Origin of the sequence: Bifidobacterium thermacidophilum subsp. thermacidophilum DSM 15837 (genome assembly GCF_000426425.1) — a bacterium.
GTDB lineage: Bacteria > Actinomycetota > Actinomycetes > Actinomycetales > Bifidobacteriaceae > Bifidobacterium > Bifidobacterium thermacidophilum.
Window position 1 is genome coordinate 40,115 of sequence record NZ_AUFI01000001.1, and the last position, 22,824, is coordinate 62,938.

Consider the following 22,824-nt stretch of genomic DNA (forward strand, 5'->3'; position numbering starts at 1 on the left):
GACCCAGCAGTCCATGCCGCCCGCCCAGTTCCCGGCCTCCTATGCCCAGCAGCAGTCCCAGCAATACGTCGCCATGCCTCAAACCATGGCCGGCCAGCCGTTGACCCAGCAGCCGTTTGCCCCGCAGTCGCCTATATCCGCGCCCGCCCAGCTTGCCGCAGCCCAGCAAGCGCAAGCTGTGTACCCGCAGCAGTCGCTAGGCACCATGCAAACGCAGCCGCAGGCGGCCCTGCCGCAGTCCGCCACCAGCCCCGTCTTCGTCTCCGCCCCCGCACCCGCCCTCAACTCGGCTTTACCTGCCGCACCCATGCCCACAGACAGCGGCGAAGTCATGCTTTTGGGCACGTACACCCCGAAAATCGACGCGAAAGGCCGTATGGCGCTCCCCGCGAAGTTCCGCACCCAGCTCGGCCCGGGCCTGATTATGGCCCGTGGTCAGGAACGCTGCGTGTACCTGTTCCCGCAGGCCGAATTCCGCCGTGTCGCCATGCAGATCCAGCACACGTCATTGGGTAACAAGGCCGCGCGCGAATATCTGCGTGTTCTGCTTTCCGGTGCCGTCGATCAGACCCCCGACAAGCAGGGCAGGGTGCTGGTGCCACAAATGTTGCGCGATTACGCCAAGCTTGGCAGCGATATCGTCGTAATCGGCGTGGGCACGCGCGCAGAAATCTGGGATAAGAAGGCTTGGGAGCAGTATCTCGCCGACAACGAGCAGGGGTACTCCGATATCGCCGACGATGTGCTGCCGAGTGTGGAATGGTGATGACGCGATGACTGATTTCTCTCAAATCCACCAGCCGGTCCTGCTTGAGGAATGCGTAGGACTCGTCGCTCCGGCGCTTGAACGTCCCGGCAGCATTGTCGTCGATTGCACCTTGGGCCTGGCTGGGCACGCGTGTGCGTTCCTCAAAGCAGCCCCCGAGGCCCGCCTGATTGGCATCGACCGTGACAGCGAGGCGTTGTCCCTTGCCACACAGCGGATGCATGAAGAAGGTTTGGATGACCGGTTCACCCCGGTGCATGCGGCATTCGACGAATTTGACCGGGTTCTTGACAATCTCGGCGTGCGCAGTGTGCAGGCTGTGTTCATGGATCTGGGTCTTTCCAGCTTGCAGATTGACGAGACGGACCGTGGTTTTTCCTACTCCCATGACGCCCCGCTCGATATGCGCATGGACGTGACGCAGGAACTCACGGCAGCCCAGGTGCTTGCGCAATACGACGAGCGCGACCTGGTCCACATTTTCAAGACCTATGGCGAGGAGCGGTTCGCCCGGCAGATTGCCCACGCAATCGTGCAGGAACGTGGGGAGGAACCGTTGACGACGTCTGGCCAGCTCAACCGCCTTGTAGACCGCGTGGTTCCCAAGGCGCACCGCCCAGCCGGCAATCCGGCGAAGCGCGTGTTCCAGGCGTTGCGCATCGAAGTCAACGGCGAACTGGACAAACTCGCCCATACCCTGCCACAGGCCGCGATTCATCTGGCGGTCGGCGGCAGACTGGTTGTCGAGTCCTACCATTCGCTTGAGGACAAGACCGTCAAATCCTTCATGCGTCACGGTCTTGAAGCGGACGTGCCCGCGGGGCTGCCTGTCATTCCCGATGACGCGAAGCCGTTCTTCACCGCGCTGACCCGAGGTGCTGTCATGGCCGACGATCAGCAGATCGCCGAAAATCCGCGATCTGCGTCGGTACGGCTGCGTGCCGTCGAGCTGAATCGTGAACTACCCCAACGGTGGCGTGAACGCTTCGAACAGATGGCGGTCGAAGGTGGTGGCCGTGACCGGCGTGCCTCGCGCGGCCGCACTGACGCCCATGGTCGCAATGACACCCATGGCGATTTCACCCATTCGACCCGTGCAATCCACGTGAAAGGTACCCGGCATGACCATGGATCGAGGAGGGGATGATGGCAGCTTCCGCCCGTAGAATCCGCTCACAGGCGTCTCCCGCCAGTCATCCTGAGCGTCAACAAGAGACGCGTCGGGCAGCCGCGCGCCCGGAGCTGCATGTAGTCAAAAGCGAGCAGGCCGACTCCTCGTCCTCGCAAGACCGGTTACGCAGCTTCATCGAATGGACACGCTCGCATACTGTTCCGGTGATCCAGGTGGGCATCGCTCTCGCGTTCCTTGGCGCCACTGCGGTGGGGTCATTGACCCTGCGTACCCAGATGGCGGAAAACTCGTTCGATTCGCAGCAGACTGAGCAGCAGATCGAAAAACTCCAACAGGACATCCAGACGGACCAGACAAAACTCGACTCATTACAGGCGTCCTTGCCGCAGAAGGCCCAGGATATGGGTATGGTTCCGCAGCAGGATTCCGTCACTATTGATTTGAACGGCTACCAACCTAGCGACGGGAGCAAATGACATGCGAAGAATCAGGCGTTTCTTCGATGCGCTTGGACAGTTCGGTACGCGCTGCCTGCTGGTTCTGGTGGCATTCGCCGTGTTGTCCGCAGCTTGCGTCGGCAAGTTGACGGTTCTGCAACTGGTCAATGACAAGGGACTTGCCGTGGCCGCCGAGGAGAATCGTACGAAAACGGTGACGGTTCAGGCCAACCGCGGCAAGATCGAGGACACGAACGGCACGGTGCTCGCACAGAGTGTCGAACGCTACAATGTCATCGGCGACCCGGTGCTTGCACAGTCGTTCAAGCCGACCGATTGCACGACGAGCAACAAGGGCTATTGCCATTCCATCAACGGCAAACCGGTGGGAACGACCGGTGCGGCGGCCGTCGCGCGACTGCTGTCCAGCGTGATTGACGTGGATGCGAAAACCTTGGGAGCAAAGCTCAGCAGCAATCTGCGGTACGTGGTGCTGAAGAAGAATGTGTCCCCGGAAGTCAAACGAAAAATCGACAAGCTCAATATCGGCGGGTACGTGACCACGGAACTGTCCAGCATCCGAGAGTATTCCAACGGTGCGCTGCTGGGCTCGTTGCTCGGTGGTGTGGACGGCAGCGGTAAGGGCGTCAGTGGTATCGAATTGCTTGAGGACAAGACCCTGACCGGCACCAACGGCTCCAAAAAGTATCAAAGTGGCGGCGGCGGCCAGGTGATTCCGGGTACGCTGGTTGATTCGAAAGATGCCGTCAACGGTTCGGATGTCAAGCTCACCATCGATTCCGATGTGGATTGGTATGTCAAGAAGGCGCTGACGGACGGCGTAAGCCAGTACCACGCGCAGTGGGGTATAGCGGTTGTCCAGGACGTGCAGACTGGTGCGATCATCGCGCTTGATGATTCCGACCAGATCGAGGCCGGCAGCACCGAAGCGATGCAAACCGCATCCCGTGCCGTCGCGCAGACTTTCGAGCCTGGCTCGATCGGCAAGGTGTTCGCGATGGCGGGCATGTTACAGCTTGGTCTACACAAGATGACCGACCAATTCAGCGTGCCGAGCACCATCACCGTTGACGGGCAGCCATACAAGGATTCGCACGAGCATGCTACGACCAATTGGACGCTCGCCGGTATTCTGCAACAGTCCTCGAACGTAGGCATGATCATGGCTGCCGACCAGTACACCAGCGAGGAACGCTATGAGTTCCTGAAGAAATTCGGCATCGGTCAGGCCAGCGGATTGAATCTGCCGGGAGAGTCCAGCGGTTCGCTGACCAGCGCGAGTACCTGGGACGGCCGTACCCGCAACACCGTGCTGTTCGGCCAAGGCTACTCGACCAATGCCCTGCAGATCACAAACGCGATTGCGACCATCGCCAATAAGGGTGTGAAAAACCAGCAGTACATCATCAAATCCGTGACGGACGCCGATGGGCGGACTACAACACCGAAACGCGGTGAAGCGACCCGGGTCATCGATGAATCCGTGGCCAGCGAGATGCTCAACGCCATGGAGTCGGTCGGTGAATACTACCAGGCGCAGGCCGGTATCAGCGGGTACCGCATCGCGGCGAAAACCGGCACCGCGCAAGTCGCCGGTTCCAACGGGGCACTTACGTCGATCGTCGCCGACTGGGTAGGTGTGCTCCCCGCCGACAATCCGCGGTTCGTGGTCACTGTCATCCTCAAGGACCCGGAAGGCACTTATGGTGGTATGACGGCTGGCCCAATCTTCAAGACCATCGGTGAATTCCTTATGCAGAAGTATCAGGTGCCGGCATCCACGCCGCGTACCGATGCTATCCCGGTGACGTGGTGACCGGCATGGTACGGCATTCGGTCTGTCCGACGGTACTGTGCAAACAACAGGGCATACCAACAGAAAGGGGCGTGTGATGAGCGTGGTGACTGAGGCCGTAGGACGGCGGATGACGCTGGGTGACATCTGCTCGCGTTACGGTTTCGAGCTCGTTCCCCAATTCGCTGGCAGTGTAACCATCACTTCAATCAGCAGTGATATCGATTCGATTATGCCTGGAGCGCTGTTCACCCCGTTGCAGGATGTGGATGCAGAGACCTTGCACATTGCCCATACTCGCGGCGCGTATGCGGCTATCGTTCCCCACACGAGCGAGCAGGTGGGCAGGCAGGCTGGATATCCGGTGATCATTGCGCAGCCGACGCCCGAACAAATCGGTGCCCTTGCGGCTTCAATCGCGGGGGAGCCGTCCCGCGCGCTAGCGGTATTCGCGGTCGGTGGGCAGGACGGCGATGAGGTGCAGGCTACAGCCATCCGCCTCGCCACATTCCTGCATATGCTTGGCAATCCCGTCGGACAGGTCAACGCCGCCGGCTCATCATCGCTGGAACGGCAGCTCAACCTGTCCTATCCGCTTGACATCTACGATATTCAACACACGATGGCGGTATGCGCCGAAGACGGTGCAGCTGCAGTCATCATCGCCCTTGAACCGGGTACCCTTGCGGATCACGCGCTCGAAGGTACCAGTGTTGATGTCGCCGGCAGCTGCGATGCGTTGACGCCCACCTTGCTCAAGACGACATTGGCTGATTGGACGCAGCGCTACGGCCTGTCCCTGGAAGGCAACAACCAGATGATTTATCAGCGTGACGCTGAAACCGATGAAATCGCCGCTGAAGCGGTTGATGGGTCGGCCGGCGTCGGCGATGCGTCGAGACTGAGCCTATCCATCGCGATGGTTATGGCCGCCGGCGTGCGCAAATCCAATATCCGCAACGCATTGCGCGTATCGAGCGAGATGCAGTGAATGGCAGTGGCGAGATATGGACACTGCACCGATACATGTGGCAGTATGCATGGTTTTTCGAGGTCGGATGATTTGACAGCATTGCCATAGTCGGCGTGTCGTAGACGGACAATAAAGACATGTGCAGGGAACAACTCGTGCAGACGAGCAGGAAGGAACGAAAGATGACACAGGAGACGGGCATGATGCCGGTGACCCTTGAACAGATCGCCGACGCCGTGGACGGCAAGCTGGTGGTACCCGGCCAGGTGCAGGTGCCGCAGGGGCCGTTCGAACCCGCAGTGGTCAGCGATTCGCGTCAGACGGGCGCCGGGTCGGTATTTGTGGCGATTCCCGGTGAGCATGTGGACGGCCATGATTTCGTGGGAAAGGCGGCCCAAAACGGTGCTGTGGCGGCCATCGTCGAGCATATCGTGGATGCGACGGTCGCCCAAATCCTTGTCCATGATTGCGTCGAAGCGTTGGGGCGTCTCGCCGCCTACAACCTTGCGGCCCGTCGCAAGGTGAAAGGCGATTTCACCATCGTGGGGATTACTGGTTCGGTAGGCAAAACCACCACCAAGGACCTGCTGCACGCTTTGCTGGAAGACATGGGACCGACCATTGCACCGGTGGGATCGTTCAATAATGAGATTGGTCTGCCGCTGACCGCCCTCAAAGTCGGCAGGAACACCCGGTTCCTAGTCGTTGAAATGGGCGCGAACCATGTGGGGGAGATCGCGCACCTGACCACGATCGCTCCGCCTGACATCGCCGTTGTTCTCAAGGTCGGCGTGGCGCATCTCGGCGAATTCGGTTCGCCGGAGCGCATTGCACAGGCGAAAAGCGAAATCGTGCGTGGCCTGGTGCCCGATGGCACCGCCGTACTCAACGCGGGTGACGTGCATGTGGCTGCGATGCAGGCCATCGCCCCAGCCGATGTGCTGTGGTTCGGCATCGAGGACGTCCGGAAGGACGCTTCCACGCCGAAAATCACCGCCCGTGACGTGACTCTTGACGATTTGGGCCATCCGTCCTTCACTCTGGTCGATGCCGACGGGCGCACCGCCCCGGTGACGCTGGGCATCACAGGTCGTCATAATGTGGTCAATGCGCTCGCCGCCGCGACGGTCGCACGCCGGTGTGGCATGCCGCTGGAACGCGTTGCTGAAGTGCTCGGCAGTGTGCGGCGCATCAGCGCGCATCGCATGGCCGTGTCCACCGTCCGTCGTGGGGAAGTCTCGTTCACCCTGATTGACGACTCCTTCAACGCGAACCCGGATTCCATGAAGGCCGGCCTCGACGGTCTGGCCGCATGGCATGCCAAGGAGGCTGTGCAACCGTACCGCATCGGCGTGCTCGGGGCGATGCTCGAGCTGGGGGACAGTGAACGCGAACAACACCGCGGCATCGGCGAATATGCATTGAGCCACGGCGTCGATGAGTTGATTGCGGTCGGCAGTGCCACAGACAAGCATTTCGACGCGCTCGCCGAAGCCATGTCCCAAGGTGCCCGCGAGTACCTTGAAACATCCGGCCGTGCCGACGTCCCGATACACTGGGTACATGACACAGCCGAGGCCGATCGCCGTGTTGTGGCCGCCGCGGCGCACCATCCGGACACGGTGGTGCTGCTCAAGGGGTCGCATGTTGCCGGGCTGAGCGCATTGGCTGAACGTTGGTCCGATAAGGCTCTGTGAGTCGCGCAGGAAGTGGAGTAGACAGTGATTTCGCTAATCATCGGCATCGTGGTTTCGCTGCTGGTCGTGTTCTTCGGCACTCCAGTGCTAATCAACACCGTGCACAAGCTGCATTACGGCCAGTACATCCGGCAGGACGGCCCGAAATCGCATCAGGTCAAACGCGGTACCCCCACCATGGGCGGGCTGATCATTGTTCTTGCCATTGTGCTCGGGTGGGGCGCTTCCGCGATCTACCGCTTCTGCACGGGCGGCTCGGTGCCATCATGGTCCGCGGTGCTGGTGCTGTTCGCCATGGTGTCGATGGGCCTGCTCGGGTTCATTGATGATTTCGCCAAGGTCCGCAAGAAGCAGAACCTCGGATTGTCGGTGCACGCCAAATTCATCGGCCAGTTCATCTTTGCGACCTGCTACGCGGTGCTCGCGCTGATCATCCCCACGAAATCAGGTTTTCCGAGCGCGCAGGCCGGTATGAGCTTCATCGAGAAGCCATTCTGGAACTTTGAATCCGCCGGAAAAGTCGGTGCGATGATCCTGCTCATCATCTGGGTGAATTTCCTCATGACGGCGTGGACGAACGCTGTGAACCTGACTGACGGTCTGGACGGCTTGGCATCCGGCTCATCGATGATCGCCTTCGCCGGGTATGCGATTATCGCCTACTGGGAGTACTACCATCTCAAGGGTGCCGGTCATGAGGGGTATGCATATGCGGTATCCGACCCGCTTGACCTGTCCATCATCGCCGTATGCGCGGCGGTCGCATGCTTCGGTTTCCTGTGGTACAACTCCAATCCGGCCACAATCTTCATGGGTGACACCGGCTCCCTTGCGTTGGGTGGCCTGTTCTCCGCGTTGTCAATCGCCACGCACACGGAGTTCCTTGCGATTATTCTGGGTGGCCTGTTCGTGATTGAGGTCATGTCCGACGTCATCCAGGTCAGCTGCTTCAAACTCACCCACAAGCGCGTGTTCAAGATGGCCCCGATTCACCATCATTTCGAATTGCTCGGCTGGAGCGAGGGCAAGGTCGTCGTCCGCTTCTGGATGATCGAACTGCTGTTCACGTTGGTCGCCATCATGATCTTCTATGGCGATTGGGTGGCCCGTTCCGGATTGTTGCTGTAGCCTGCGTCCCGTAACCGGAAGGCGTTAGGGTCGTGTCGAAAACCTGCGGATTGCGCGCAAGCGCGGAAAAGAGATGACATGAACGACGAATTGAGCGGCGAGACAGGTAACGGCGGCGCATCGATCGCCGACAAGACGGCCCTGGTCGCGGGGCTTGGTGTATCCGGCCGCAGTATGGTCGAAGTCCTCAAAGGGCGTGCCAAGTCGGTGATCAGCGTGGACGAGCACAAGCCCGAAGCCGATCTGCATTCCTTCGACGATATCGATTGGGACCGTATCGATCTGGTGATGACCTCGCCGGTGTTCACACCGAGAACCCCGTTCATTCTTGAGGCGCAGCGCCGCGGCATCCCCGTATACTCCGAAGTCGAGCTCGCCTGGAGGCTACGGGTCGATTCCCGCCGTACCGGCAGCCCGGCGCCGTGGATCGGCATCACCGGCACCAACGGCAAAACCTCGACCACCGAAATGACGTCGGCCATGCTCACGGCGTGCGGGCTCACCGCGCCTGCGGTCGGGAACATCGGCAAAGCCGTCTCGCATGCCGCAGTCGATCCTGACAACGACGTGTTGTGCGTCGAATTAAGCTCGTTCCAGCTGCATTTCACGGATTCCTTGGCGCTGGAGTGCGCGGCCATCACGAATATCGCCGACGACCATCTTGACTGGCATGGCGGCATCGAAAACTATGCTGCGGACAAAAGCAAGGTCTTCCACCGGGCACGCAAAGCGCTCGTCTACAATGCTGACGACGCTCGGGTGACCGCTTTGGCCCATGCCGCGCAGACCGCGCCGGGTTGCCGCAGGATTGGATTCACCCTCCATGCGCCTGAAGAGGGGCAGATCGGCGTGGACGAGGGGTGGATTGCCGACCGCAGTGGTGTCGCCGGAGCGGTGCCGGGTGTCGCGTATCGAGTGGCTAAAATCACCGAATTCAGTCATTTGTGCGAACCGGACGGTACGGTCTACCCGCATCTGCTTGCCGACGCGTTGACTGCCCTTGCGCTGGTGCTCGGAGCGGGAGCAGACCTTAATACGGCTTTGGATGCGCTGCGGTCCTTCGCTCCCGGTGGACATCGCATCCAGAGGGTCGCGACCGCTCACGTGGAGGGCGGCGACATCCGCTTCGTCGACGATTCCAAGGCAACGAACGCGCATGCCGCGCATGCCTCCCTGTCCAGCTTCGCCCCGAAATCCGTGGTGTGGATCGCCGGCGGACTTGCCAAAGGCGCCCGGTTCGAGCAGTTGGTGCGCGACCAGGCCAAAACCATCAAGGCGGCCGTGATTATCGGCGTGGACCAGGAGCCGATGATTGACGCGTTCAAGACTTCAGCACCTGATATTCCTCTCACCCTCATCGACCCTGCCGACGCGTCCACGGTCATGCAGCGTGCCGTCGAGGCTGCGGGGGCGTACGCCAAGGCCGGTGACATCGTGCTCATGGCGCCTGCCTGCGCTTCCATGGACCAATTCCGTTCGTATGCGGACCGCGGCGACCAGTTTGCCCGCTCGGCGCAACAGTGGTCCGCACAACATCAGGTTGATGCGCATGGCGAGCACTGACCCCAAGCGACGCGGCGAACGTAAGGGGCGCACAGCCCAGTCCACCGTGTTTCCCAGGCAGCGGCGGGATGACACCCGCGGAGCTGAGGTTTTCGACATTCTTGCCCCGACCGGGTCGCAACCCGCTCAGCGGGCGTCCCGGCGGCCGTCTCGCAAGCCGGCAGACGGTGCCAGCGCCGAGCCATACCGCGGTAAGACGGCAGTGACAGCGCGCAATCGTCGGGCCATCCCGTCCGGGACGCCCAAGTCCAAAAGCGCTAAAGACCCGCAGACGCGTCACCGCTTGTGGGAACAAGCCAAAGACAGTGTGCTTCCCCAGCGCATTATGGCGGTGGAAAAAGACACCGCGGCATGCAAGCCGGTCATCGACCCAAGCACCACCGGCGACGCCCACGGCATCCGTATGCTCAAAAGCCCCCTATGGTGCTACCACTGCTTTATCGGCGCAGTCATGTTCCTCACCTTCCTTGGCGCGGTCATGGTCTTCTCCAGCTCGGTTATCAGCAATATCTCCAGCGGGAAAAGCCCGTGGTCGCAGGCGCTGACCCAAGGCAAATTCTGTCTGATCGGTCTGGTGCTCTGCTTCGGCGCGTCACGCTTGAAAGCTCTCGCCTACCGCCGGTGTTCCGGCGTGATTCTCATCATTGCATGGGGATTTCAGCTGCTGACCATGTCACCGCTGGGCGTCAACTATCAGGGCAACACCGGATGGGTCAACCTCGGCATATTCACTATGCAGCCAGCCGAGTTCATGAAACTCGCGGTATGCCTGTGGATGCCGCTCGGCGTGGTTATTGCCCAACAACGCAGCACCGATAAAGATCACCGGCCGTACGCCGTGCCAATCATTATGCTGATCATCTGCTGCGCACTTGTTATGCTCGGCCGCGATATGGGCACCGATATGGTCATTCTCATCATCGGCCTTATTGCACTGCTGCTCGGCGGCATGCCGAAATCGTGGTTCGGCATCATGGGTGCCGTGGTCGCAGTGCTCGCCGGAGTGCTGGTCATCCAAAGCCCGAACCGTCTCGCTCGTGTGCTTTCGGCGTACACCTCATGCGATACCACACAAATGCAAGGCACCTGCTATCAGAGCATCCACGCGAAATACGCGCTCGCATCAGGTGGTTTCGCCGGAGTCGGGCTGGGCAACTCCCGCGAGAAATGGAACTACTTGCCGGAAGCGCACAACGATTTCATTTTCGCGATCATCGGCGAGGAACTTGGCTTTGTCGGCGCAATCGTTATCATCATCATGTTCGTGCTGATCGGATGGTGCCTCGCATGCATCGCCCTGCAATCCAAGGACCGGTACACTTCGATTGCGTTGGTTTCCATCGCGGTGTGGATCGTCGGCCAGGCGATTATCAACATCATGGTCGTTATCGGCCTGTTGCCGGTGATGGGCGTGCCGATGCCGTTCGTGTCGGCGGGCGGCTCGTCATTGATCATGTGTCTGACAGCAGCTGGTGTGGCCATCAGCATGATGCGCCAGGAGACGCAGATTGCTTCGGCGACCAACCCGCTCAATTCCTAATGGTGAGGCCATGCCCGACGCCGGCGCGCGGATGCGGGAGCGTCACTTTTAAGGCTCCGACGAGCGAACTTGTAGCGGCGGGCAATCTGAGCGGTAGAGTAGTGGAGATGGCCGCGTGTGGTATCCGCGGCATCAAGACCAGTACTGTACAGGACCATAAGGCAACCCACGAGGTGAGCTGAAAGCATGACGAATATCGTATTGGCCGGCGGCGGCACCGCCGGACACGTGAACCCGCTGCTGTCCGTCGCGGACGCCATCCGGAGGATTGAACCCGATGCCGGGCTGAGCGTCATCGGCACGGCGGTCGGACTCGAGCACGATCTCGTCCCGCAGGCAGGCTACGAACTGGATACGGTGGAAAAAGTCCCGTTCCCGCGCCGCCCGAACAAGGACGCGCTCACCTTCCCGTGGCGGTGGAGCCGTGAAAAGCGCAAGGTACGTGCGATTCTGGAGCGCCGACAAGCGCAGGTCGTCGTCGGTTTCGGCGGGTACGCCTCCGCACCCGTGTATTCTGTAGCCCACGCGATGGGCATCCCCGTGGTGATCCACGAACAAAACGCCCGAGCGGGCATGGCCAACAAGCTCGGCGCCAAATGGGCGTCCTTTATCGGCACGGCATACGAAAACACCGGCTTGCAGCCTGGCAAAGGAACCACGATTGAGCGGGTCGGCCTGCCGTTGCGCCCCGCCATCGCGCAGCTCGCTGCTCGCATCAGAACCGACTATCCTGCGGTGCGTGCGCAGGCTGCCGCACAGCTGGGCATTGACCCCGGTCGTCCGGTCGTCGTGGTCACCGGTGGTTCGCTTGGCGCGTTGAGCCTCAACACGGCGGTCGCCGGTGCGGCAGCCGACCTGCTGAAGCGTGCGCAGGTCATCCATTTGACCGGCAAAGGCAAAATCGCGCAGGTCGAAGCCGAGGTGACAGCCAAGGCCGGGGCGGACGCCTTGAACGACCTTGATCCGGCCCACGCCGGGCAGGGCGATTATCATGTCGCGCAATACTTAGAACGCATCGATTTGGCCTTCGCATGCGCCGATTTGGTGATTTGCCGGGCGGGGGCCGGCACGGTATGCGAACTGACCGCGCTTGGACTGCCCGCAATCTACGTTCCGTTGCCGATCGGCAACGGCGAGCAGCGCTTCAATGCGCAGCCAGTTGTCGACGCGGACGGCGGCATGATGGTCAATGACAGCGATTTCACCGCTGCATGGGTGCACGACCATATCGCCGGACTGCTGGATGATCCGCAACGTTTGCACGAGCTCGGCGACCACGCCTGGCAGTATGGCATCCGTGACGCGGCCGACATCATGGCCCGGCACATCCTCAGCCTCGCGGCGGCGCGCCGATAGGTGAGGGACGCCACCGGTGTACAGCCCGCTACGCCATCATCACGCATAATCATGCCATAATAGGGACAGCAACCAAGAGAAAGCAGTGCCTTCCATCATGAATACAGAGCCTATCGTGCTTGACCCGACTGTTGCGGCCTTCACTGAAGACCAGCAAGTCAGCGATTTGGGAACAACCCACTTCATCGGCATTGGGGGAGCGGGCATGAGTGTCCTCGCTGAAATGCTGCATGAGCAGGGTGTGAATGTCACCGGCTCGGACAGGGAGCGCAACGCGAAAACCGAACGGCTCGAAGCCCTCGGCATTCAGGTTGCGATCGGCCAGCGGGCGGACAATGTGCGTGGCGCGTCAACCGTGGTGTATTCCAGCGCCATCAAGCCGGACAATCCGGAGATCGTCGCCGCGGCGGCCCAAGGCTCGCATATCGTGCATCGCAGCGATATCCTCGCACTGCTCATGAACCATCATGATGCGGTCGCCGTAGCCGGTGCACACGGCAAAACCACCACCAGTTCGCTGCTGTCTCATATCCTCGTGCACGCAGGCACCGGTGACCTGGCTGATCCCAGTTACGCGATTGGCGGCACCATCCAAGGCCCCGACGGCCAGACCCTTGACGGCGGACATGCCGGCACCGGGCGCATCCTCGTCGCAGAAGCCGACGAGTCGGACGGCAGTTTCGCCAAATACCAGCCCGCCATCGCCATCATCACCAACGCCGAAGCGGATCATCTTGACCATTACGGCACGCCAGAGCGCTATTGTGAGGCCTTCGTCGCCTACGCATCGCACGCGCGAGGGCATATCGTCATGACCGCCGACGACCCGGGTGCGCTCGACGTGCTGCGCGGCCTTGATGATTCGGTCATGCATCGCACGGTCATCTACACCACGCACAGCGCGCAGATGGTGCTCGACGCCGTAGCTCAGGCCGCAGGCGCCGCCATCGTCACCATCACCTCAGAAAGCGAGCAGGCCGGTGACGGTGAGGAACGGTTCACTATCGACATGCCCGCCGCGCTCACCGGAGAGACACACGCCATCCCCGTCAGCCTTAAGATTCCAGGCATCCATAACGCCCGCAACGCGACCGCCGCAATCATCGCCGCCACGCTGCTGGGCATGGACCCCGATGCCGCCGCGCAAGCCGCGGGAAGCTTCCTCGGCGCATCCCGCCGCTTCCAAGTGCGCGGATGCGAGAAGCAAGTCACCGTCGTGGACGATTACGCGCATCACCCCACCGAAATCACCGCGCTGCTCAACGCGGCGCGTCGGCGCTACCCGGATGCCGTCATCCGCGTACTGTTCCAGCCGCATTTGTTCTCTCGCACCAAATTCTTCGCACGCGAGTTCGCTGAGGCGTTGGCACTCGCTGATGATGTCATTGTGACCGGTATTTACCCGGCGCGAGAAAAGCAGGAGGATTTCCCTGATATCACCGCGCAGACCATCGTCGATGCCGCCAAGGGGATCGACCATGAGCCGACGGACTGGATTCGTGCGGTTGACGACATGCATACCGCGGCGCTGATGATGGCGATGCGCGCGCATCACGGCGATGTGGTCTTCACCGTGGGGGCAGGCGATATCACCGCCATGGGACCGGTGCTGTTGCACGCGCTCGAGGCGCACCGCGAGAACTGCGGGGATTGATATGCCAGGACGCGTGGCACGAAGCGGGTCTGTCGGCGGGTCATCGCATGACGGGCGGCAACACACCGGGCGCGAACCGCGTTCTGTCGCAGGTCGTGTTCAACCCGGCGCTGGGCGTGCTGGATCCGGAGCCGATACCGCGGCATCGAAAAGGGTGACAGGGAACGCGGCAGCGGGGAGTATAGCATCAGGAAACGCCGCATCAGGAAACAAGATGCCGTCAGACAACTTGTCACGAGATGCCCGGATATCGTCGAGCGGTACTTTTCCGCGCGTCGCAAGGCAATCCCGGAGTGTGCCGGGTCCGTCCATCCCCGGTATGTCATACGGCGGTGCCAGGGATGCGAACTCATCCAAGCCAGTATCTCGCAGAGCGGCTTCCGGCCGCGCCGCCTCAGACCGCGGGTCGTCGGGTCGTTCCGTAGCATCCGGACGCGCCACCGTACCTGAACGACGTCCATCGTCATCGGACAATGCAGACGTTGTCGGCAAATCCAGTAATGCAGGCAATGCCGCGGAGCCTGCCACGAGCCGCCGGGAGCGGTCGTTGCGCGCGATCGTGTCCCGAAACAGGCGCAAGAACGCGGATTCGGATGCTGCCTCCAAGAAGGGTGGGACCCCGAAACAAGGCCGTGTGGCGAGTTCGGCGAAGCGCAACAGGCTGAACAAATCCTCGGATGGCGGCGAACAGGGGAGTGGTTCTGATCTTGTAAGTCCAACGCGACGCGGAAGGAGAGTCTCCGTCGGCGGTGTGTCTGGCACGGGTACGTCCGGAACTGGTGTGTCCAGAGCGACTGGATTCGTGGATGCCAGAGCGTTGCAAAGTGAGGACTTGGTCGCCAAAACGCTGAGGGAAAGCACCGGGCCGTTGGGTGTCGCCGCGCGGCCAAAAGTCGTGGATTTCAACGCGCGTGTCAAGGAACGTCGGCATGTCAACACGCTGATGGTCGTCAAACGCGTGGCAATCACCATTGTGTCCATAGCAGCTGTCGTGGGTGTCGTGTGGGCGCTGTTCTTCTCGCCCTTGTTGCGGCTTGACTCTGCGCAAATCACCGTGTCCGGGGCCAACGAATGGGTCAGCGGCAGCAAAGTGGAGTCCATCGCCTCGGCTCAGGCAGGGAAATCCTTGCTTCTGGTGTCGACCAATGACATCGAAACGCAACTTGCTGCCATTCCTGGTGTCAGCAAGGCGACGGCGACGAAACAATACCCGCACGGCATGCAGGTCGCCATTAGCGCGCAGGAGCCGGCCGCAATGCTGAAAACGCCCGACGGTTCGCTGACCGCGGTCGACGGCAAAGGTCGGGTGCTGAACTCCGTGAAAAACGCCTCGACCGACGGCATTCCGGTCATCGAAGTAAACGATGTAACCAAAAGCCTGAAGAGCCGGTCCGTGGTGACTGCGGTGAAAGTCGTGGATTCACTGTCCGACGCGATGCGGGCGCGGGTGAGCAAAGTCACCGCGCAGACGCAGGATTCCGTCACCACCGAGCTAGACAACGGCAACTACACAATCATCTGGGGAAATGCCTCGCAGATGAAACTCAAGAAAGCCGTGGTCGACAAGATCATCAACGACCCGAATGTGATTGGGGACAAGCATTCAGTGGACGTCTCGGCGCCGCTGCGGCCGATGATTAAGTAGCCGGCGGGCTGGCTCGCGGGCATGCGGTGTCACCGGTGCGGCGTCACTGGTGTGGCAGGTGCTGGCCGTCATGGATGCTGCCGGTTTGCCGACGGCATACAGGATGCGATGTAATCCCCAAGTCGGCGGACCTGTCTGGTGGGATACGCCGGGTTACGTATGTAACGGTATACGCGACGTGCAGTTTGCCGGCCGGTGCAGCTTGATTGGCCAAGCATGCTACGGATCGTGCATGCGGGGACATGCATAACTTGTCATTTCCGCCGTCGGAAAGATTGGTTTGATGAGGATGTGACAGGTTTTGCATGCGGTGACATGCACAGATTGTCACCAGCCTGCACGATTGATGTGGCATGCGCAATGGGACCGCGGTTGCGCATGCCACGGCATACACGACTCGTCGATTCGCGGTCCGGCAAGTCCGGCCTGCCCGGTTCAGTCCTCCCGACTGTTTTCAGCGGGCATCTGGAGCCGAAGACGGTATATGCCGCTTTCCCGGTCGGCCTTCGAATTGGGGATGTGTGCCACCATCACCGCGCCTTGTGGCGGGACCTGACCGCGATGCCGTTCTTCCTGGAGCGCGGGAATCCGCCCGATTTCAACACCGTCAAGCGCAACGCACAGCGTCGGATGCCCGGTGTTCTTGCCGGATTCAATGATGCCATGGCTGACTGTCACCCACAGCCACGCGTCATACCCGTATCGGCTGAGCACGTCCTGATGCACGGTGTCACCGGAAACGGTGACACCGCTCACAAACTGGTCGATTACCATGCCGTCAGGCTTCGGGTTGACCGGAGTGGTGTTCCGGTTGCTTAGGTACGAGCTGCGCATATAGGCGTTGGTGCGGCGTCGCTTTGTCATGGCATGACGACGGCGCGACTCTTCGGCTTCATCGTCGGACAGCACCACCGGATCTTTCATGTGTTTAAGCTGCTGAAAACATTGCCATGTCTGCCGGGCATCCGAGATTGCACGATGCTCTTCGATTTCATTGATATCGAGCAGTCGCATTACTTCTTGCAACGAGCAGCTGGGAGCGTTGGGGAACATGCGGCGGGACATGGTCATCGTATCGAGAGAATCGTTGGAAACTTCGCGGCAGCCCAGCAGGCCGCCCTCAATATTCAGCATCCTGATATCGAACGATACGTTATGCCCGATAAGCGGCAACGGGCGGATTGCGGTCAGGAACTGGGGAATGACGAATCCGGCGTCAGGCTGGTCGGCGAGATCGGACTCGGTGATGCCGGTCAGTTCCGTGATGCCTGCTGGCAGTCTGGTGGGAGGCTGAATCAGCTGGTCGTACTCGTAGATTGGGGCGTCGTCGCCGATCAGCAGCGCCCCGATTTCGATGATGCGGGCGTCGTCGCCGATGCCGGTGGTCTCTGTATCGAACACGACGGCATCGGCGTTGCCGGCTGCAGCGACGAATGACCACAGTTGCTCAATCGGATTAGCCGTCGACATGCCCCTGTCGGCGGCATGACGTCCATGACGATGCGACGCGCGAAGCCCAAGAGCACTCATGACCAGCCCTTCCAATCATCGCACTGTGACCGGCGTAACCATCGTTGCGATCACAGTGCGATTCCTGTGCAAACGTACACACCGTATCGTGACAATCAGACACGGTCTTCGGGCAGGAGGGGGAGTCTAGACGTCAACGGCTCTGCCAGCTACTTTGATAGGCATGGCTGCATCGTGCGCATGTCTTGGCATACGTTTCGTGCTGGATGAGGGGCATTCCACCTTGTCTGGGACCAGAAATGTCGGGTGATGTATGCCCGGGCATGCGTAGAACGACCGATGAAGCCAGTACAGCCGCTTTCCGGTGAGGTTTGATGAGCTGCGCATGTCACGGTATGCGGGATGCGCATGGAGGGCCGAACAATGATTCCGGTTCCTACCTGCCTGTCGCTGGACTCGCGCGTTGGCTGGATAACCCGTAACCCACTGTTTTCTCGTGATGTTCCCCTAATAACGAAATGCCCCGCACCCTCATATCGAGGAGTGCGGGGCGTTTCTGCGTTGTTACGCGGTCTTGCGCGGCCTGCCGCTATGTCCGGGGCGTGCCGCATTCCACTCGTCAATGGTCTGTTCGCTCCACCAGCGGATGTCGCCGACGACCACGTCCGGCTCCGGCAGCTTGTATTTGCCGAGCGCTCCCGGTTTCATGCCGACACGCGCCGCGAACCCGGTCCACCCGAGGTAATGCTTTGCGGTCATTCGCCTTCCTCCTTACCCGTGTTGTAACGGCCCCAGCCGGCGAAGAACCCGTCGATTCCCGCGCACAGCGCGAACGTGACGGCCATCGGCGTCCGCCCGAACAGGCACGCGGCGGCGCTCGCCACGGCGAACACGGCGCATGCGATTCCCAGGTACATGTTCTTCTTGCCCATGATGTCTCCTGTCGGGATGAGTGGTAAAACGTCACTTTCCCGCATCGGTGATGCTTACCACTCTTTTTACCACTCATCTACCACAAAAACACTACCAGACACCATCAAGCCCCGGTGCGCCGGCTCCGTCACCGACCGCCCGTAACCGTTGCAATACCAACAAAAAACGCCATCCCTTGCGGAATGGCGTTCGTTGTTCAGTGGAGCTGCGGGGAATCGAACCCCGGTCCGGTGACCGTACCCTCAGTCTTCTACGTGCGTAGTCTGCTGGCCGTGCGGCGGTTTTTCTGCCCCCATCGATGTCGCAGACAACTGATGGCGAGCATATCCGCAGAAAAAGTCCCCCAGCCACCCTGCGGTGCAGTAGCCGGAGCAAGTCTCCTAAACGACGCTCAACATCTCCCCGAAGACGAGGGGGAGTGAACGGAGCGGCTGCTCACTGGTTAATCCTGGCGCGAAGCTCAGGCAGCGAGAGCAAACTCAGTGCGGTTAGATTTAGCACTTATTTGTTCGCGGAGGGCATCACGAGTGGACTCCGCGTTCTCGGCACGCTTCCCTGCGACGAACAGGTCACCGTCGAAACCGATCAGCCCCTTTTGAATTATCAAACCCCGGATTAGACCGGACTTTCAGTATACGACATATCGGTGCTTGGCTCAAATCTGCCGCGAGCCGAACGGGAAATGGTGCCAACGGGCAGACGAGCGGAACGCCGAAACCAAGCAATACACCGCACGGACGTGACATCCCGCCATGGCTGCGAGATAGAGTGGCCGTATGAGAATCGTATTGCAACGGGTAAGCGAAGCCAGCGTCGACGTGATCGACCCCTCCACGAACAGCGTCGATCCGACGTTCGTCAAGCAAACCACCGGTACGGGGTATGTGCTGCTCGTCGGCGTCGCGGATGCGGACAGCCAGCGGGAAATCGACTGGCTCGCCGGCAAAATCGCCCGGCTGCGCGTATTCGAGGATGCGGATGGCCGCATGAACGAGTCGATCACGCAACATGACGGCGAAATCCTCTCCATCTCCCAATTCACGCTCTACGGCAACATCCGCAAAGGCAACCGGCCGAGCTTCATCGCCGCCGGCGAGCCCGAACACGCCAGACGCGTTTGGCTCGCGTTCAACGAAGCGTTGCGTGCGCAAGGACTCACCGTCAAAGAAGGACGATTCGGCGCGCACATGCGGGTGTCGTTGGTCAACGATGGGCCGGTGACGCTGGTAGTGGATACGGAGGAGGTGTTGGGGGAGTAGGGGCTAAGGCGTCTGAGTTGGCGGCTATGATTGAGAATCGATGATTGCGAGATGAATATCCCGGTCATCCGCGAGCTATGCGAGGAGGCGACGTAGATGGTCACATACGAGCAGGCGTGCGATATCGCCTTATCCGGATTCAACGGTGCCGTGCTCTCCGATGCCTTTGTCTATTCCGGCGGCTGGGTCTTCAACATTCAATCTCATGGGTGGACGGAAGACGAACCGAGGAATAGGTTCGGCGTGTCCGTCATCGTCCACAAGTCCGACGGCGAGTGGAAGTACTTCAATGTCGGCAACCCGGAGTTCCTGGATGTCCTCGGCATAATGAAGCGTATCGCGTTGCCTGACAAGTACGCCGCGATGATCCGCCCCAAGCATGCAGGATAAATAACCTGCAGAACCAATGTCTCTAGCCGCCTTCTGGCGGCTTTTCCATTACTCGGTCCGACACAATGCGATGGCATGCTCATGCTGGGGAGAAAACAGTCCGTCTCGGTACCACCTACAGGTGATATCGAGACGGGCTCTAGCTGAAGGATATCAAAGGATATCAGATATTCGCATGCTGGCCAAACTTCCCGTTTCAACGTGAAAGTGTGATATCCCCGGTCAGGGGTTGTGGGTTGAGGGAATGATTTCTGGCCCCGGGAAGATGTTGTGCTGATGCCGTATCACTGCCGCCTGACGGCAAGCAACCTGATTGTAGTCGGCAGGCTCCGTTTCCGTGGAGGATTGGATAATCTGCCGGTTCGTGAGGGTGTTGTCGTTATTTCATCAGTGACCGGGTGTTCCTGTGGATTCGTCGTGGAACCTGATGACGCACTCGCTGCTAAGGCCGTGCGTGAAACAATGGCAGCTAGTCCGTGCTTCGCCGACCGGTTGACGAACCGGTGGGTAGGTTGACTTTATGACGATTCGCGTAGCTCGTGCTGGTGGGTGGCAACACGAACCGCAGTGGTCTATTGTCCGCTGCTGTTTGCTCAAAGTGTATGCCCGAGTGACATGGACGCAGGAGGGGGTCGACGAAATCACCCGGCTGGTCAATTGCACGCTATTTGAAAGTCCTCGGATGTCTTCATGCCGGCTCAATCGTGGGGCGAGCAGATGAAACGACTCACCGTCAAGGGGATGCCTGTCCAAGGTGGATTCAGTACAATCAACCGCAACTGACGATTCCGAGCGGTGTTGCACCTCAAACTAGAAAACGGGCGGCGGCCGCATCTGAGTGAACGGCTGTTATCTTGGTGAGGCGGCCGCGCCCGCCACCAGACGCAGGAACACACTCCGAATGCCGGCACGGCGAACAGTCCCGCCGTGTATCGAATGTTATTTGGGAGCAGCCCCGTGCATTACCGAACCCCTTCGACTCTCCGATTGTGATGCAACCCGGCCATCGCCCGGGCTCCATCACAATCCCCGTGCAACCCACCACACAGGGCACAAACCCACGCCGGCAAGACTCGACATGACGCAGCGCTCACCCCGCGCGAGGTTCCTGGCTGGGATACGCGGCAGACCAACCGCTAATCACTCCATTGGCGAAGGATGTCTTCGAGGAAGGCAAGGAAGTCCCCATAGCGTACGGCATCGTCGAAAGTGCCACCTTCACGGTTATAGACCACCGTCGCCTCACCCTTCAGACTCACAAGCACGAGGTCGGTATCCGGCATCATTCCGACGACAAGCCAGCCGCCCTCGGGCGTATAAGGATCATCGAGCTCCAGCAGCGGCGGATGGACGACGCCATACAGCTCGATGCCCTCCGGAAAGAACAGACGCCCGCCGTCGCTGATTTCCAGCAAGCTTCTGAACGACACGGGAAGCACAACGCCATTGCTGTGCTCGAATTCGGAAATCTTCGCATCGGTCGCACCGGGATTCAGCTGCGTCCCATCCAGCTGCGCCAGATCCGCGGCGATTTGCTGCACCCGCATCCTCTCCCTGTCGGTGAAGCCTTCCTCTGCGACCATGTCTGCTCTCCTCAAGACGCAACGAATCAGATTAGGATTACGTAACGCTTCCAATGGTACATGAGCGATGTCGTTCCAGACGTCATCCCGTTTTCTAGTTTGAAGTGCAACACTGCCTTGGGTTGTGGGTTGGGGTTGATTGTACGGGGTGCCCGGGGACGAGTGTGCCTTTGGCGGCGAGTCGTTCCATCTGCTCGTCCCATGCCTCTGACGGCGTGAGCCATCCGAGGACCTTCAGGGGCGTGTCGTTGATCCGTCGGGTGATCTCGTCGTGCTCGTCCTGGGCCAGGTCGTCCATGCTTATGCCCTTGGGCAGCTAGCGGCGGATCATGTCGTTGCGGTTCTCATTGGATGGGTTCCACAGGTTGCGCCTCAACTCGCGGCTGACAGTGGACGGACCGCCCCGATTACCTCCGTGATCTGGCGGATCGTCCGGTGATCGCGGAAACGGAGCCTGTCGATCATGACCAGCCCGCAGCAGTCAGGGCTTGTAGGACGGGCATCAGTGCAACACCTTTCTAGGGCTTGCTGTTTTCTTTCAACCCACGACCCTAGCCGAGGTGTTGCACTGGCACTTTGAAAACGGGATTGTCCGCTGCTGTTTGACCAAAGTGTATGCTGAATGACATGGACGCAGGAGGGGCTCGACGAAATCACCCGACGGATTAATTGCACGCTATTGAGAGTCCTCGGATGTCTTCATGCCGGCTCAATCGTGGAGTGGGCGGATGGAACGACTCGCCGCCAAGGGGATGCCTGCCCAATGTGGATTCAGTACAATCAACCGCAACTGGCGATTCCGAGCGGTGTTGCGCTGCAAATTAGAAAACGGATCATGCCCTGTCCTTCCAACTGCCTGGTACGCTGTTGTATAAGCATCGATGTCGTCAATCTCTTTCCTCACGGGAACCTTGAAAACGGTTACCGGCACCCGGGAATCTATCAGGAAACCGGACGGCATCGGTGCCCTATTCCGCAACCGACCACACCGTCCAAAATGAACGCCACGACTGTTCAGAAAAAGTGACGAAACCGTCCACATCTAATTGAACACAAACAACGAGCCGGCAGATGCCCGGCAATCTGGTCGTTCCCATGTGCTTCCACCCGGTTGAGTATGTCACCACATACGCAACGAAATGGAATGTGTAAAGCAATAACTTTGTCCCTATACGCCTTCATGTTGCACCCTTTAAAAATAAGAAGTAGATGATAATGAATAATGTATAGAAACTTATCGTTTGGTGCGAACCGATAGTTCTCATCATGCGTTGGGCATGCTCGCACCTTATTTCGTGTACTATTAGGGCATGAATCGAGTATTTCGACTTCACGGCGGTTTGAAAAATGACAAAGTGTTCTAAGTTTGTCTTGCGCGCGGTATTCTAAATATGGCGATATGGGAACGTGTCCACATGGTGGATTTAATATTTCATTTTCGCCATCGCTCCCCGTATGGGGAGCGTGAGTTGAAATGTTGAG

19 protein-coding genes and 1 other RNA gene are annotated in these 22,824 nt (G+C 59.9%); 14 read left to right on the forward strand and 6 right to left on the reverse strand.

The window, feature by feature from the left end; all coding sequences use genetic code 11:
* Nucleotides 1-307: 307 nt before the first annotated feature.
* The 12 genes from mraZ (at nt 308) to K315_RS0100215 (ending at nt 15,707) form a co-directional block, all read left to right on the forward strand.
* Nucleotides 308-766, forward strand: a complete 459-nt coding sequence (mraZ, locus tag K315_RS09010; RefSeq protein ID WP_044085896.1) for a division/cell wall cluster transcriptional repressor MraZ — start codon at nt 308-310, stop codon at nt 764-766.
* A gap of 7 nt (nt 767-773) precedes the next feature.
* Nucleotides 774-1,913, forward strand: a complete 1,140-nt coding sequence (gene rsmH / locus K315_RS0100160) for a 16S rRNA (cytosine(1402)-N(4))-methyltransferase RsmH (protein ID WP_029575661.1) — start codon at nt 774-776, stop codon at nt 1,911-1,913.
* Nucleotides 1,913-2,374: a cell division protein FtsL gene (ftsL, locus tag K315_RS0100165; RefSeq protein WP_029575662.1), complete on the forward strand. Its 462-nt coding sequence runs from the start codon at nt 1,913-1,915 to the stop codon at nt 2,372-2,374. Before rsmH ends, ftsL begins: the two co-directional genes overlap by 1 nt.
* Before the next feature lies 1 nt (nt 2,375).
* A complete protein-coding gene (locus K315_RS0100170) occupies nt 2,376-4,172 on the forward strand; it encodes a peptidoglycan D,D-transpeptidase FtsI family protein (RefSeq protein WP_029575663.1) in 1,797 nt (598 codons plus the stop codon).
* A 76-nt stretch (nt 4,173-4,248) separates the two neighbouring features.
* The gene (locus tag K315_RS0100175) at nt 4,249-5,142 is read left to right on the forward strand and encodes a hypothetical protein (RefSeq protein ID WP_029575664.1); all 894 of its coding nucleotides are present in this window, start codon (nt 4,249-4,251) and stop codon (nt 5,140-5,142) included.
* A 182-nt stretch (nt 5,143-5,324) separates the two neighbouring features.
* Complete coding sequence (locus K315_RS0100180) at nt 5,325-6,821, forward strand: UDP-N-acetylmuramoyl-tripeptide--D-alanyl-D-alanine ligase (RefSeq protein ID WP_029575665.1); 1,497 nt, start codon at nt 5,325-5,327, stop codon at nt 6,819-6,821.
* A gap of 24 nt (nt 6,822-6,845) precedes the next feature.
* Nucleotides 6,846-7,949 carry a phospho-N-acetylmuramoyl-pentapeptide-transferase gene (mraY, locus tag K315_RS0100185; protein ID WP_029575666.1) on the forward strand — a complete coding sequence of 368 codons (1,104 nt, stop codon included), beginning with the start codon at nt 6,846-6,848 and terminating at the stop codon, nt 7,947-7,949.
* Between the two features lie 78 nt (nt 7,950-8,027).
* Nucleotides 8,028-9,512, forward strand: a complete 1,485-nt coding sequence (gene murD / locus K315_RS0100190; RefSeq protein WP_044085825.1) for a UDP-N-acetylmuramoyl-L-alanine--D-glutamate ligase — start codon at nt 8,028-8,030, stop codon at nt 9,510-9,512.
* Nucleotides 9,499-11,052: a peptidoglycan glycosyltransferase FtsW gene (locus K315_RS09015; RefSeq protein ID WP_029575668.1), complete on the forward strand. Its 1,554-nt coding sequence runs from the start codon at nt 9,499-9,501 to the stop codon at nt 11,050-11,052. The genes murD and K315_RS09015 overlap by 14 nt, the downstream gene beginning before the upstream one ends.
* A 186-nt stretch (nt 11,053-11,238) precedes the next feature.
* Nucleotides 11,239-12,408: a UDP-N-acetylglucosamine--N-acetylmuramyl-(pentapeptide) pyrophosphoryl-undecaprenol N-acetylglucosamine transferase gene (locus K315_RS0100200; RefSeq protein ID WP_029575669.1), complete on the forward strand. Its 1,170-nt coding sequence runs from the start codon at nt 11,239-11,241 to the stop codon at nt 12,406-12,408.
* 97 nt (nt 12,409-12,505) lie between these two features.
* The gene (murC, locus tag K315_RS0100205; protein WP_033521142.1) at nt 12,506-14,062 is read left to right on the forward strand and encodes a UDP-N-acetylmuramate--L-alanine ligase; all 1,557 of its coding nucleotides are present in this window, start codon (nt 12,506-12,508) and stop codon (nt 14,060-14,062) included.
* Between the two features lie 781 nt (nt 14,063-14,843).
* A complete protein-coding gene (locus K315_RS0100215) occupies nt 14,844-15,707 on the forward strand; it encodes a cell division protein FtsQ/DivIB (protein ID WP_029575671.1) in 864 nt (287 codons plus the stop codon).
* A 435-nt stretch (nt 15,708-16,142) separates the two neighbouring features.
* Here the strand turns inward: K315_RS0100215 and K315_RS09810 are convergent, their stop codons facing one another.
* The 4 genes from K315_RS09810 to ssrA form a co-directional block, all read right to left on the reverse strand.
* Nucleotides 16,143-17,237, reverse strand: coding sequence for a 3'-5' exonuclease (locus K315_RS09810; protein WP_029575672.1), 1,095 nt, complete (start codon nt 17,235-17,237; stop codon nt 16,143-16,145).
* 504 nt (nt 17,238-17,741) lie between these two features.
* Nucleotides 17,742-17,936, reverse strand: coding sequence for a hypothetical protein (locus K315_RS0100225; RefSeq protein ID WP_029575673.1), 195 nt, complete (start codon nt 17,934-17,936; stop codon nt 17,742-17,744).
* The gene (locus tag K315_RS10295; protein ID WP_155804607.1) at nt 17,933-18,109 is read right to left on the reverse strand and encodes a hypothetical protein; all 177 of its coding nucleotides are present in this window, start codon (nt 18,107-18,109) and stop codon (nt 17,933-17,935) included. The genes K315_RS0100225 and K315_RS10295 overlap by 4 nt, the downstream gene beginning before the upstream one ends.
* A gap of 198 nt (nt 18,110-18,307) precedes the next feature.
* Nucleotides 18,308-18,703, reverse strand: a transfer-messenger RNA (tmRNA) gene (gene ssrA / locus K315_RS10085).
* A gap of 183 nt (nt 18,704-18,886) precedes the next feature.
* Here ssrA and dtd point away from each other — a divergent pair.
* Nucleotides 18,887-19,369: a D-aminoacyl-tRNA deacylase gene (gene dtd, locus K315_RS0100235; RefSeq protein WP_029575674.1), complete on the forward strand. Its 483-nt coding sequence runs from the start codon at nt 18,887-18,889 to the stop codon at nt 19,367-19,369.
* Nucleotides 19,370-19,465: 96 nt separating this feature from the next.
* A complete protein-coding gene (locus tag K315_RS0100240; RefSeq protein ID WP_029575675.1) occupies nt 19,466-19,759 on the forward strand; it encodes a hypothetical protein in 294 nt (97 codons plus the stop codon).
* A 1,136-nt stretch (nt 19,760-20,895) separates the two neighbouring features.
* On the opposite strand, the gene K315_RS0100245 is transcribed toward K315_RS0100240, so the two are convergent.
* On the reverse strand, nt 20,896-21,342 hold the full coding sequence (locus K315_RS0100245) for an SMI1/KNR4 family protein (protein WP_029575676.1): 447 nt from the start codon (nt 21,340-21,342) through the stop codon (nt 20,896-20,898).
* A 94-nt stretch (nt 21,343-21,436) separates the two neighbouring features.
* Nucleotides 21,437-21,640, reverse strand: a complete 204-nt coding sequence (locus K315_RS09815) for a hypothetical protein (protein ID WP_052316518.1) — start codon at nt 21,638-21,640, stop codon at nt 21,437-21,439.
* Nucleotides 21,641-22,824: the final 1,184 nt, after the last annotated feature.

Bases quoted from the DNA above. Each gene is read 5' to 3' on its own strand.
- mraZ (WP_044085896.1), top strand. From the start codon at position 308: ATGCCCACAGACAGCGGCGAAGTCATGCTTTTGGGCACGTACACCCCG.
- murC (WP_033521142.1), top strand. From the start codon at position 12,506: ATGAATACAGAGCCTATCGTGCTTGACCCGACTGTTGCGGCCTTCACT.
- K315_RS0100170 (WP_029575663.1), top strand. From the start codon at position 2,376: ATGCGAAGAATCAGGCGTTTCTTCGATGCGCTTGGACAGTTCGGTACG.
- dtd (WP_029575674.1), top strand. From the start codon at position 18,887: ATGAGAATCGTATTGCAACGGGTAAGCGAAGCCAGCGTCGACGTGATC.
- K315_RS0100225 (WP_029575673.1), bottom strand. From the start codon at position 17,936: ATGACCGCAAAGCATTACCTCGGGTGGACCGGGTTCGCGGCGCGTGTC.
- K315_RS0100245 (WP_029575676.1), bottom strand. From the start codon at position 21,342: ATGGTCGCAGAGGAAGGCTTCACCGACAGGGAGAGGATGCGGGTGCAG.
- rsmH (WP_029575661.1), top strand. From the start codon at position 774: ATGACTGATTTCTCTCAAATCCACCAGCCGGTCCTGCTTGAGGAATGC.
- murD (WP_044085825.1), top strand. From the start codon at position 8,028: ATGAACGACGAATTGAGCGGCGAGACAGGTAACGGCGGCGCATCGATC.
- K315_RS0100200 (WP_029575669.1), top strand. From the start codon at position 11,239: ATGACGAATATCGTATTGGCCGGCGGCGGCACCGCCGGACACGTGAAC.
- K315_RS0100180 (WP_029575665.1), top strand. From the start codon at position 5,325: ATGATGCCGGTGACCCTTGAACAGATCGCCGACGCCGTGGACGGCAAG.
- K315_RS0100175 (WP_029575664.1), top strand. From the start codon at position 4,249: ATGAGCGTGGTGACTGAGGCCGTAGGACGGCGGATGACGCTGGGTGAC.
- K315_RS09015 (WP_029575668.1), top strand. From the start codon at position 9,499: ATGGCGAGCACTGACCCCAAGCGACGCGGCGAACGTAAGGGGCGCACA.
- K315_RS09815 (WP_052316518.1), bottom strand. From the start codon at position 21,640: ATGGACGACCTGGCCCAGGACGAGCACGACGAGATCACCCGACGGATC.
- K315_RS0100240 (WP_029575675.1), top strand. From the start codon at position 19,466: ATGGTCACATACGAGCAGGCGTGCGATATCGCCTTATCCGGATTCAAC.
- ftsL (WP_029575662.1), top strand. From the start codon at position 1,913: ATGGCAGCTTCCGCCCGTAGAATCCGCTCACAGGCGTCTCCCGCCAGT.
- K315_RS09810 (WP_029575672.1), bottom strand. From the start codon at position 17,237: ATGAGTGCTCTTGGGCTTCGCGCGTCGCATCGTCATGGACGTCATGCC.
- K315_RS10295 (WP_155804607.1), bottom strand. From the start codon at position 18,109: ATGGGCAAGAAGAACATGTACCTGGGAATCGCATGCGCCGTGTTCGCC.